Below are 11,387 nucleotides of genomic sequence, written 5' to 3'. Positions count from 1 at the left end.
GTCTACCACAAGGGGAGCAATGTGATTGACGTGGGGAGCCACTCCTTCCGCTTCGCCAACTGGGGCGAGACCGCGGAGGCCTGGGGCGACGGCGGCTGGGACTTCCCGCCCCTGGTCACCTGGACCAGGTTCCCGGCCGGCCACAACGGCGTGAATCTCCAGACCCGGATGCAGAACGCCACCTGGGGCGACGCCAACTTCCCGCTGAAGGACGGCCGCTACAACAACGAGCTGAACGCGGCCAAGAACGGTCCCGCCGCCGGCATCCCCTTCGACGTATGGGCCGCCGGCTGACGGACGCAGGAACGGACGCGGAAAGGATCCGGCCCCGACGGCACTCCCCCGCCGCCGGGGCCGGCCCCTTCCCTCACGTAAACCCATTGAGTTCTCAACCACCCCCTGTGACGCTCTTGTCAGTGGCATGACTTACTCTTCGCTCACGCGTCACAGGTGTCACACGCGCGGCACAGGTCGAACACACCGGCCCCGCCCGACGGCAGACGACGACGCGCCCATTTCTTTCGTTCCGGGGGGTTCGAAACCGTGCGTATGCGCACTCTTCCGGCTGCCACCGCGCTGGCAGTCCTCTTCAGCTCGGCCGCGCTCGCGGTCGCGCCCACGGCGTCGGCCGACAGCGCCAAGCCGTTCCCGCTCTCGGACTGGGCGGACGACACGGTGGTTGACGGCGTCCACCAGCAGGTCTTCCTCTCCGACGGCGGCAAGGTCATCGTCGCCGACTACGCGGGCAACGTCGTGAAGACCCTCACCGGTCTGCCCGGCGTCAACGACCTCGAACTGAGCCCGGACTCCGGCACGCTGTACGCCACGGCCCCGGAGGCCGACAAGATCGTCGCCGTCGACACCGCGACGCTCGCGCTGAGCGCGGAGTACCCGACCGGCGAGAAGACCGCCCCGCACCGGGTGGCCTACGCCGACGGCAAACTCTGGTTCGGCTGGGGCCAGAACTGGGACTCCGGGATCGGCGCGGTCGACCTCACCGCCGAGACCCCGACGGTGAACCTGGACCTCGCGGCCGGCTACGACTGGTCCGGCCAGCCGGTGCTGCTCGCCGATCCCGACAACCCGGGCACCCTGACGGCCCTCGACTTCGGCATCAGCTCGGCCCCGATCGTCGTCTACGACATCTCCTCCGGCACCCCGGTGATCCACGCCTCCGCCGAGAAGGGCGGTTTCTACGAGGACGCCGCCCTGATGCCGGACGGCCGGTCGGTCGTGGTGGCGGGGCCCGGGAACAGCGCGCTCACCGAGTACCGGCTCTCCGACCTTTCGGAGGTGCGCACCTACCCGGTCGGCGACGACCCGCAGACCGTCAGCGTCGCCCCGGACGGCACGGTCGCGGCGACCGTCATCGACACCGACGACGCCGGCGACACGTACGTCTTCCCCGTCGGCGCCGACAAGCCCGCGAGCGTCCGCAACCTGTCCCGCGACTGGATGCCGTTCTTCGGGCACTCCATCGGCTGGTCCGGCGACGGCCAGAAGCTGTTCGTGCTGACCGGGAGCGGCGAGGGCAGCCTGTTCCACGTCCTCGACGCGCCCCGCAAGTACGCCGCCACACTCACCGTGAACGCCCCGGCGACCGCCACCCGCGCCAAGCCGCTCACGGTCTCCGGCAAGCTCACCTCGGGCCTGGCCCTGCCCGCCGGCACCCCGCTCACGGTCACCCGCACCGACATGGAGTCCCCGCAGGGCAAGTCCCTCGGCACGAAGACGCTGGGCACGGGCGGGAAGTTCTCCTTCACGGACACCCCGCCGGCCGGCGGCAAGGTCACCTACAAGGTGTCGTACGCGGGCGACGCGGAGCACACCGCCGCGTCCGCCTCGCGCTCCGTCGAGGTCTCCCGGGCGACGCCGACGCTGACGCTGGACAAGAACCGCAAGACGTACGCGTACGGCGCGGACGTGAAGTTCACGGCGCACCTCGGCACGACGTACAAGAACCGCAAGGTCGAGATCTGGGCCGACCCGTACGGCTCGGACAGGCCGAACAAGCTGGTGAAGTCGGGGACGGTGAACTCCAGCGGCAACCTGTCGGTCACCGTCGACCTCAAGCGTGACACCAAGCTCTCGGTGAAGTTCGCGGGCGACGCGCGCTACAAGGCGAGGACGGTCACCAACACCGTCTACACCAAGGTCGCCATCTCGTCGTCGATCTCGGGCCACTACACGACCCGGACGGCGTGGGGCCAGAAGTACCACTACATCCGCAAGTCCAAGGACCCCGTCCTGAAGACCACGATGTCGTACTACCCGGAGCGCAAGCAGCGCCTGCAGCTGCAGTTCCACTACGACGGCGCCTGGCGGGACTGGGGCTCCGAGTACTTCCCCCTCGGCACCGCGGGCAGGTCCGACGTGACCCTCACCGGCACACCGACCACGAACGTCCGCCTCCGCTTCCGCTCGGAGTACCACGACACAACCTCGGGCGACAACGTCAACACCACGACGTACGGCGCCTGGAAGTACTTCATCTACACCAGCTGATCCAGAGGGCGCCCCCGACCGGGGGCGCCCTCCGCACGATCTCGCTCTTCCGGGACCAGGCGAGACGTCCCGATGGAATTCCGGAACCCGCGGGTTCCGCGCGACCACCCCTGACTCCCCGTCCGTCATGGCGTCATATTTCGCGTAGGCGGCCGCGGCGTCGACGGTGTCTTCCTCTTACCAGAACGCGAGGTCGTAACTCACGGCCCCCGCCGACTGTCTCGTGTCCGCCTGTGATCCGGCCGTGGGGAACCGAACGTTCCGAATGATGGGAGAGCGGTCTCCCTTACCTGCCGGTACGTGTGACGATACGCCCTGTTCGAAACTTGAGACCTCGATCTGAGGCCCACGGTCGCAAAGGAACAGGACATGACCACGCCTGTGCCCTCCGCTCCCTCCACACCCCCACCAGCGGCTTCGTCCGCGTCCGCACGCACGGCCACGTACACCGCGAACGCCGCGAACGCGTCGACCGCGCGGCTCCTCGTCGTGGACGAGGAGGAGGGAATCCGCTCCATGCTGACGATGGCGCTGGAGTTCCTCGGCCACCAGGTGACCGCTGCGGCCACCGGCCGCCAGGCCCTGCAGGCCGTCACCCGGTACGACCCCGATCTGATCCTCCTTGACGTCAACCTCCCCGACCTGAGCGGCTTCGAGGTGTGCCGGACCCTGCGCGAACGGGGCAACGCCGTCCCGGTGCTGTTCCTCACCGGGCTTGGCAGCGTCGACGACCGGGTCCGCGGACTCGACATGGGCGGCGACGACATCGTCAGCAAGCCGTTCGAGCTGAAGGAGATCGCCGCCCGGGTCCGCGCCCTGCTGCGCCGGGCCGGCGGCGGACACCCCGCGCCCGACCGCAACCGCCTCCGCGCCGGCGCGGTCCAGCTCGACGCCGACGCCCACCAGGTCTGGGCCGACGGCCGCTCCGTCGACCTCACCACCACCGAGTTCGCCCTCCTGCGCTACCTCATGGAGAACCCCGGCCGCGTCCTGTCCCGGCGCCAGATCCAGGAACGCGTCTGGAACCACCGCGACGAGGGCTCCGGCGTCGTCGACACGTACATCTACTACCTGCGCCGCAAACTGGGCGAGCCCGGCCAGTCCCTCATACGAACGGTCAGAGGAGTGGGCTACCAACTGTGCGCCAAGTCAACGACCCGGGACTAAAGTTCCGGGCTTGCGGGTGACACGTGCTTCCGGCCCCTCGCGGGCCCCCTCCCGCCTGTCGAGCAGCCGATCCGCCGCCACCGCACCGGCCGACGCGCCGTCGGCTTCTGGCGGAGGTCGGCCACCGGGTGATCGTTGTACGGGACGACGGCCCGGGCATCTCCGACGTAGCTCAAGGGGTGGGACGAGAGGTGGACTTTGCCGAAGGTTGGCAAGTTTCTGATCAACCTCTGATCCGGGTCCGATCCGCTTCGGATCCACGACCGCTTAAGTGGGCCACGTGCGGTGTCCACCGCGTGTACGCACGTACGCACAGTGCGGCCCCGTACGAACTCCCCCTCTGAGGTCGGCCCGGCATTCGCCCTGATCGACGGCTCATCGATCTACGACGAACGGAACGACGGCTCATCGACCGGCTCGGCCTACCGGGTACGTGCCGGACCGACCTCCCCCTCATCCACGCGGCCGCCGCCGCGGCAGCTACGCGGGCTGCGGCCGCAGTTCGGCCAGGTGCTGCCGGGCGTGCTCCAGCGCGCCGGCGCGTCGTCCCGGCACCCGGTCCCGCAACTCCACGAACTCCACGCCGAGTTCGTGGGCGCGCGCGGTGTCCGTGATCAGCCCCCACTGGTGGTGCGCCCGGTCGACCGCGGCCTCGACCGCCGGGTCCTGGGCCGACCGCCCCGCCGCGAGCCGCGCCCGGGCGACCCCCATCCAGGCCGCACAGCTTCCCGCCGGGTCGCCCGCGAACATGGCCAGGTCCGCCCGCACCTCCCGCCAGTGCAGGACCTCCTCCGACCCGTCCCCGAACTCCCGCAGGGCCCCCTGCTCGCACCGAGCGGCGAGGGCGTCGGCCTCGGCATGCCGCCCGGCCCCGACGGCCGCACTGATGGCGCCGTGCGGATCGACCACGGCCGCAGCGTTCGCCGGGGGCGTGGTCGGGGGGTTCGCCGGGGGCGCGGGCAGGGCCGGAGGACGGCTTTGGGGGGCCTGGGGCGCAGCGCCCTGCGGACGGGAAGGGGCGGGGGTCGCGGGGGTGAGACCTCCGGGCCTGGCGCCCGGCACCGTGCCCGTCGCGTCGTAGGAGAGGACCAGGTCGCCGTAGCCTCCCGTCCGGGCGAGCACCTGCTCGTGCAGCACCGCCGGCTCCGGCCGCTGTCCACTCCGCAGTATCGTCGCCAACGCCTTCATGTACCCCGGCGCGGCCACGCTCCGCCGCACCCCCGCCACCGGGGGCGCGACCCGCCCGTACACGCTCACTCCCGGCCCGACCGCCAACGGGTGTCCGGCCAGCTGCTGCCACACCTCCGCGTCGGCGTGCAGATCGACGAACAGCGTCGTCGTCCCGGGCGTACGCAGCCTCAGCTCCTCCACGATCCAGTGCCAGGGGAACGCGGTGTACCGCACGGTCGCCGGTGTCGTACGCGCCAGCGCCAGATGCACGAGCCGCTGCTTGCGGTCGAGTTGCAGCTGCCCGGCGAGGTACACGGTGAGCGGTCCGGGCGCGGTGGCCGCCGCGCGCAACCGCGTCAGGACGGCCTGCGGCTCCAGCGGATCGGCCAGCTCCACGACGTTGGCCGTCCCCGTGCCGGACAGCACCTCGGGCGTGACGGCCGCCAGTACGGGGAGCACGGAGGCCGCGTCCACCAGGCACCCCTTGCCCATGGGAGAGGCCGCGATCAGCAGCACCGTTCCGGGCATCGTTCCCTCCCCGTCGATCACCTGCACCAGCCAGCACGGTAACCGCTGCGCGAGCAAAGGGGGAAAGGGGCAGGGCAGAAGCCGGGTGGGAGCGCCCACTACGGGGCGCCCGGTGCCCGGCGCAGCGGCTCCGTCGCCCGGCGCACCGCGAAGATCGTCGTGTCGTCGTCGAGGCCGCCGCCGGTGTGGGCGAGGACGCCGTCACGGACGAGGCCGACCAGGGACTCGGGGGCGAGGACGGGCGCCCCGGCGGCGAGGGCGCGGGCGAGGTACTCGCGGAGCGGGAAGAAGACCCCGCGCCCGTCACGCGCCTCCGTCACCCCGTCCGTGACCAGCAGCAACGTCTCGTCGGCGGCGAGCCGCACGGTGGCCGTCCGGGTTTCCCGCGGCGCCAACTCACCGAGCCCCAGCGGCAGTCCGTCCTCCAGCGGGAGGAAGCGCACATCGAGGGGGGAGAGCAGCAGCGGGGGTTCGTGGCCGAAGTTGACCACGTTCACGGTGAGCGCGCCGAGCCCCGTGAGGTCCGGGCCCCAGTCGGTGCGCTCGCTGCGCAGTTCGGGGAAGTCGAGCAGGACGGCGGTGGCGAAGCGTTCGGCGTCGTCGCGGCCGACGTGCGCGCAGTAGCGCACGTGGCGGACCATACGGGTCTCCAGCCGCTCGGCCACGGTGACCGGGTCGGCCTCGTGGTAGGCGGCCTCGCGGAACGTGCCGAGCAGCACGGAGGCCGCCTCGACCGCCGCGAGCCCCTTGCCCTGGACGTCGCCGATGACGACGCGGGTGCCGTGGGGGCTGGGCTGGATGTCGTAGAAGTCACCGCCGACGCGCGCCTCGCTGTCGGCGGCGAGGTAGATCTCGGCGTGGTCGAGACCGCCGACGTCCGGCGGGAGCTGGCGCAGCAGGATACGGCGGGTGGTGTCGACGACGGCCCGCATGTGCAGCATGCGCTCCTGGCCGCGCAGCCGGACCGCGCAGGCCAGCACGGACAGGATTCCGCCGAGGGCGACGAGGATGAAGTCGGGCAGGCCGGTGCGCTCCTGGTGGGGCCAGGAGTTGTCGCCGAGGATGTACGTGAACATCGCGAGCGCCGCGAACAGCGCCGTCGTCCACACCCGGCAGACCGCGGCGGCCGTGCCCGGGACCAGTACCAGCCAGGAGATGACCCGGAAGTCTCCGCCGGTGATCCAGTCGAGCACCGGTACGGCGAGCAGCACGACGAGCGGCGGCAGCCAGGCGACGTTCCGCCCGCGGATCCGCAGCGGCTGCTGCCGCGCGACGGGGTCCGGCTCCCGGCGCCCGAACGGCACCGGCCTCCGCATCCGCATGCCCACAGCGAAACACGCCCCCACGCCCCCCGCATCCGTGGGCGGGTGCGGGTGGGTGGGGGCTGGTCGCGCAGTTCCCCGCGCCCCTTAAGGGCCTACGGCCCTTTCGGGCCGAAAAAGCACGGGGCGCAGCCCCTGCTTTTTCAGGGGCGCGGGGAACTGCGCGAGAAGCCCCACCGGACCCGCACCCACCCACGCACAGGCACCCCGCCCGTCACCACTCCGCCCCCCGACTTGCCAGCGGCTCCCCCCAGGTGTGGTCTGGTAGACGGGGCGGAGAGCGGCGGGGGGAAGAGAGGAGTGCTCCCATGGCTCAATCGGCACCCACTCCGGGGCGGCCCGTGATCCCGGGTCGGCCCTCGGTCCCGGGCAGGTCGGCGGGGCCGGCCACGCCCGACGTCTTCAGTGAGCGCACCCACCGGCTCACGAAGCTGATCCTGCCGGTGGTCCTCGGCCTCGTCTACGGCTACTGGGCCGCGGCCATCAACCGGAACGCCGGCCCCATCACCGGCTGGAACGTCCTCTTCGGCTTCGTGACCGCGTTCGTGTTCGCGGCGCTCTTCATCGCCGTACAGACCGTCGCACCCCGTCTGCGCCGCGAACCCCACGCCGTCCTGTGGGCCTCCTTCGCCGGCTGTGCCTTCGGCTTCCTCTACAGCCAGGCCTCCCAGCACACCGTGGTGCGCGCGACGCTCATGTCCCTCGCCGTCGCGGCGGCGGTCTTCGCGGTCGCCTTCTACCGCTACTACACCCACGAGGACGCGACGGGCCACCGCCTGCCCTGACCCGCCGCCGCCCGGCCCGTCCCGGTCCCCTCACTCCGTCCGCCTCTCACTCCATCTCCCACTCCCAGGTGCCGGAGGCCATGAAGGTCCACGTGAACGAGAAGGACCCGGAACCGTTCCCGTGCCCGTCCTGGCAAGGATCGCAGTCCTTCCAGCTCGGGCACGGATCCGTGCAGTTCGGCACCGAGCGCCCGTCCGTGTCGACGTACACCGCGCTCACCCAGCCACGGGCGTCCCCGAGCCAGTACCAGTGCGGGTCGCCGGACACCTCCTGACCCCGGACCTCGCAGTCGACGCCGGCCCGGCTGCCGGGCGCGAGGGAGCCGACGACCCGGGAGTGCGTCGTCGGCTGTTCGCGGAGGTTGACGTCACCACCGGCGACGATCGTGCCCCGGACGGAACCGTCGGACTGGCCGGACTGGGCCGCCGCCGTCGTCCCGAGCGCCGACACCGTCAGCACACCACCGGTGATCCCGACCGCGACGAGGTTCCGCAGGGCCCAACTGCCCGGAGAACACGGTGAAAGGGAAGAACTCGCAGTACGCGGGTCACTACGCATGCCTTGCCTCCTCGACACCCCCTGTCACTCTTCCTCCAGGTAACACCCGTTCGAGTGAGCGCTCCACCGGAGCGGACTCCGCCGCCGCCCCTCCCCGTTCGGCTTGTCCTGTGGGGCCATTCGCAGTCACATGGGTCCGGAGCGCTCGCGAGGTCGTGGGCGGGGGTCTTGCCTGGAGGGGTGTCCCACTGTGCCCGCGGCGCCCTGTCGGCCGTACTGACCGCGCTCGCCTGCCTGCTGACGCCGGTGGGCGCGCTGGCCGCGTGGGCGACGTACGAACTCGCGGACCGGACACGGTACGAGGCGGTCATGGCGCCGCTGGCCACCGACCCGGCCGTACGGGAGGCGCTCGCGGACGCGGTCGCCGCCGGGGTCCTGCGCGAGGTCCGGGTGGGGCCGCCGCTGCGGGGGCCGGTACGGGAGTTCACGCACGACGCGGCGCGCTCCTTCACCCAGACCGAGGCGTTCCGCACGGCGTGGCACATGGTGAACCGGGCGGCGCACGACGCGGTGCTGACAGCGGTGCGCGCGGAGGACACCGAGGGCGGGGGCGGGGGCGCGGGCGGGCCCGGCGTCGGCGGGGCGCGGGCGGTGACGCTCGACCTCGCGCCGGTCGGCGAGCGCGTCAAACGGCAACTCGTGCGCGACCACGTGCCGTTCGCCCATCGCATCCCGGTCGCGCGCACCGAGGTCGAGGTGTTGTCGGCCGCTCAACTGGTCCAGCTTCGAAAGGGGTATCGCGTGCTCGAAATCGCCGCGTTCTGGCTTCCGGTCGGCGCGCTCGCACTGGCTGCCGGTGGTGTGCTCGTCGCGACGCAGCGCCGTCGCGCCGTCTGCGCGACGGGTCTCGGCGCGGCGCTCGGCGGTGCGCTGCTAGGCGTCGCCGTCGCCCTCGGCCGCCACCTCACCCTCGCCGACCTGCCCCCGGACGTCTCCCCGGCGGCAGCGGGTGCCGTCTACGACGCCCTCACGGCAACCCTGCGCACGGTGACCTGGGGGCTGCTGCTCCTCGGTACGACCGTGGCCGCGGCCGCCTGGCTCACGGGCCATCTCGTACGACATCGCCGAGCGTCCTCAGCGCCCCCGCCAGCACCGTCGGAGGCACCGACGCGAGCCCGAGCCTGACGCAGTCGGCGGCGGAGACCGCGGCGCCGGCCGCCGGACCGCCCGGAGCCGGTCCCCGCCCGGCCCCCGTGACGCTGAACGCCGGCCCCGGGGTCACCGCCACGCCCCGCTCGGCCGCCGCCGCGCGGAACGTGTCCGCCCGCCAGGGCTCGGGCAGCTCCCACCACGCGTAGTAGGCCCGTGCGTCCCCCCGCACGGTGAACCCCGCGAGGTGTTCGGCGACCAGCCGCTGCCGGGCCGCCGCGTCGGCCCGTTTCGCCGCGACCAGCCGCTCGACCGTGCCGTCCCCGATCCACCGCACCCCCGCCTCCAACGCGAACCGCCCGGCCACCCAGCCACCCGACCGCAACGCGTCCGCCGCGCCCCCGACCCGCCCCTCCGGCACCACCAGGAACCCGACGGTCAGCCCCGGCGCCACCCGCTTGGACAGCCCGTCCACGACGAACACCCGCTCCGGCGCGTACGCGGCCAAGGGCGGAAGCGCCGCCGCACCCGCGCCCCCGTCGCACCCCGGGGTGCCACCGCCCGTGCCTGGGCCGCCCTTACCGCCCGCCAGGAACGACCAGATCCGGTCCTCGATCACCGGCAGGTCCAACTCCCGGACCACACAGGCGAGTTCGGCCCGGCGCCCCGCCCCCATCGTCACGGACGTCGGATTGTGCAGCGTCGGCTGCGCGTACACCGCCGACAGCGGCGCCGCCCGGTGCGCGGCGGCCACGGCCTCCGGCCGGAGCCCCTCCCCGTCCGTCGCAAGCGGCACCAGGGTCACCCCCAGCCGCCCGGCGATCTCCTTGACCAGCGGATACGTGAGGGACTCGACACCGACGCGGCCCCCGGGCCGTACGAGGTGGGCGAGGGCCGCCGCGATGGCCTGGCGGGCGTTCCCGGCGAAGAGGAACCGTCCCGGGTCCGGGCGCCAGCCGGCCGTGGCCAGCAATCCGGCCGCCGCCTCGCGCGCGGCGGCCGTACCGGTCGCGGGCGCCGTACGCAGCGCGTCCGTCAGCACGTCCGGCCGCAGCAACGGCGCCAGCCCGGTGGCCAGCAGCTCCGACTGGCCCGGCGCGGACGGGTAGTTGAGCTCCAGGTTCACCGGCGCCGAACCCGCCGGCTCGGCCAGCGCCCGCCCCGCCGACGCCGCCGTCGGCGCCGCCCGGACGAACGTCCCGCGCCCAACCTCCCCCACCACCAGCCCGCGCCGCACCAGTTCCGCGTACACGCGCCCGGCGGTCGACCCGGCGATCCCCCGCCGCCGTGCGAACAGCCGCTGCGGCGGCAGCCGGTCACCGGGCTTCAGCCGCCCGGACGCGATGTCGTCCGCGATGCGATCGGCGATACGCCGGTAGTCGGCCACGGCCTTCCTCCCACATTGCACCGAGGGCAAAGATCTTATTGCACCGAGGAGTTGGGGCGCCCTAGGGTCGATTCCATGACCACCTTCCTCGCATACGAGGACAAAGGGGAACTCGACCCTGCGGGCCGGCCCGCCGCCCGCGTCCCCCTCGTCCTCGTTCACGGCCACCCCTTCGACCGCACGATGTGGTCCCCGCAGATCACCGAGTTCTCCGCCTCCCGCCGCGTCATCGCGCCCGATCTGCGCGGCTACGGCCGGTCCCCCGTCGTCCCGGGCGTCACCCCGCTCTCCACCTTCGCCGAGGACATCGCGGCGCTCCTGGACGACCTGGGGGTCCCGGAGTTCGTCCTCGGGGGGCTCTCCATGGGCGGCCAGATCGCGATGGAGTGCTACCGCCTGTTCCCGCACCGCGTCCGGGGCCTTCTCCTCGCCGACACCTTCCCGGCCGCCGAGACCGAGGAGGGCCGACGGGCCCGGAACGCCATGGCCGACCGGCTGCTGCGCGAGGGCATGGCGGGGTACGCCGACGAGGTGCTGTTCAAGATGGTCGCGCCGTACGCCGACGCGGACGTCGCGGCCCATGTGCGCCGCATGATGACGGCCACCGACCCGGAGGGCGCCGCGGCGGCCCTGCGCGGGCGGGCCGAGCGCCCCGACTACCGCGAGCTGCTCACCCGCGTCACCGTCCCGGCGCTGGTCGTCGTGGGCGCCGACGACGAGTACACCCCGGTCTCCGACGCCGAGGCCATGCACGCCGCTCTCCCCGACTCCACCCTCCACGTCGTCGACGGTGCCGCCCACCTGCCGAACCTGGAACGCCCGGAGGAGTTCAACAAGGCACTGGGGGCCTTCCTGACCCGCCTGGACTGAGCACC

The 11,387-nt window shown here is 72.7% G+C and carries 10 protein-coding genes; 6 read left to right on the top strand and 4 right to left on the bottom strand.

The genetic code is table 11. The annotated features are described in order from the left end of the window. The 3 genes from PUR53_RS30215 to PUR53_RS30205 form a co-directional block, all read left to right on the top strand. On the top strand, window positions 1-294 hold a 294-nt coding region (locus tag PUR53_RS30215), incomplete at its 5' end, for an NPP1 family protein (protein ID WP_329910268.1). A gap of 255 nt (window positions 295-549) precedes the next feature. Further along, window positions 550-2,505 (top strand): YncE family protein, encoded by a 1,956-nt coding sequence (locus PUR53_RS30210; RefSeq protein WP_329910266.1) that lies wholly within the window; start codon window positions 550-552, stop codon window positions 2,503-2,505. 369 nt (window positions 2,506-2,874) lie between these two features. Continuing rightward, window positions 2,875-3,672, top strand: coding sequence for a response regulator transcription factor (locus tag PUR53_RS30205; protein ID WP_329901723.1), 798 nt, complete (start codon window positions 2,875-2,877; stop codon window positions 3,670-3,672). 480 nt (window positions 3,673-4,152) lie between these two features. Here PUR53_RS30205 and PUR53_RS30200 read toward each other — a convergent pair whose 3' ends face one another. Then, a complete protein-coding gene (locus PUR53_RS30200; protein WP_329910265.1) occupies window positions 4,153-5,370 on the bottom strand; it encodes a hypothetical protein in 1,218 nt (405 codons plus the stop codon). 98 nt (window positions 5,371-5,468) lie between these two features. Then, complete coding sequence (locus tag PUR53_RS30195; protein WP_329901725.1) at window positions 5,469-6,692, bottom strand: PP2C family protein-serine/threonine phosphatase; 1,224 nt, start codon at window positions 6,690-6,692, stop codon at window positions 5,469-5,471. Between the two features lie 308 nt (window positions 6,693-7,000). On the opposite strand from PUR53_RS30195, the gene PUR53_RS30190 reads away from it, so the two are divergent. Beyond that, complete coding sequence (locus tag PUR53_RS30190; RefSeq protein ID WP_329901726.1) at window positions 7,001-7,477, top strand: hypothetical protein; 477 nt, start codon at window positions 7,001-7,003, stop codon at window positions 7,475-7,477. Between the two features lie 46 nt (window positions 7,478-7,523). Here the strand turns inward: PUR53_RS30190 and PUR53_RS30185 are convergent, their stop codons facing one another. After that, complete coding sequence (locus PUR53_RS30185) at window positions 7,524-8,036, bottom strand: SH3 domain-containing protein (RefSeq protein ID WP_329910264.1); 513 nt, start codon at window positions 8,034-8,036, stop codon at window positions 7,524-7,526. Between the two features lie 180 nt (window positions 8,037-8,216). On the opposite strand from PUR53_RS30185, the gene PUR53_RS30180 reads away from it, so the two are divergent. Beyond that, complete coding sequence (locus tag PUR53_RS30180) at window positions 8,217-9,161, top strand: hypothetical protein (protein WP_329910263.1); 945 nt, start codon at window positions 8,217-8,219, stop codon at window positions 9,159-9,161. Here the strand turns inward: PUR53_RS30180 and PUR53_RS30175 are convergent. Further along, the gene (locus PUR53_RS30175; RefSeq protein ID WP_329901729.1) at window positions 9,076-10,512 is read right to left on the bottom strand and encodes an aminotransferase-like domain-containing protein; all 1,437 of its coding nucleotides are present in this window, start codon (window positions 10,510-10,512) and stop codon (window positions 9,076-9,078) included. The two genes, PUR53_RS30180 and PUR53_RS30175, sit on opposite strands and share 86 nt — an antisense overlap. A gap of 75 nt (window positions 10,513-10,587) precedes the next feature. On the opposite strand from PUR53_RS30175, the gene PUR53_RS30170 reads away from it, so the two are divergent. After that, complete coding sequence (locus PUR53_RS30170; RefSeq protein WP_329910262.1) at window positions 10,588-11,382, top strand: alpha/beta fold hydrolase; 795 nt, start codon at window positions 10,588-10,590, stop codon at window positions 11,380-11,382. The last annotated feature ends 5 nt before the right edge of the window (window positions 11,383-11,387 follow it).

This window comes from Streptomyces sp. SP18BB07, assembly GCF_036322545.1.
Taxonomy (GTDB): Bacteria; Actinomycetota; Actinomycetes; order Streptomycetales; family Streptomycetaceae; genus Streptomyces; species Streptomyces deccanensis.
The sequence above is the reverse complement of the archived record's forward strand: the minus strand, read 5'-3'. Positions and strand labels throughout refer to the sequence as shown.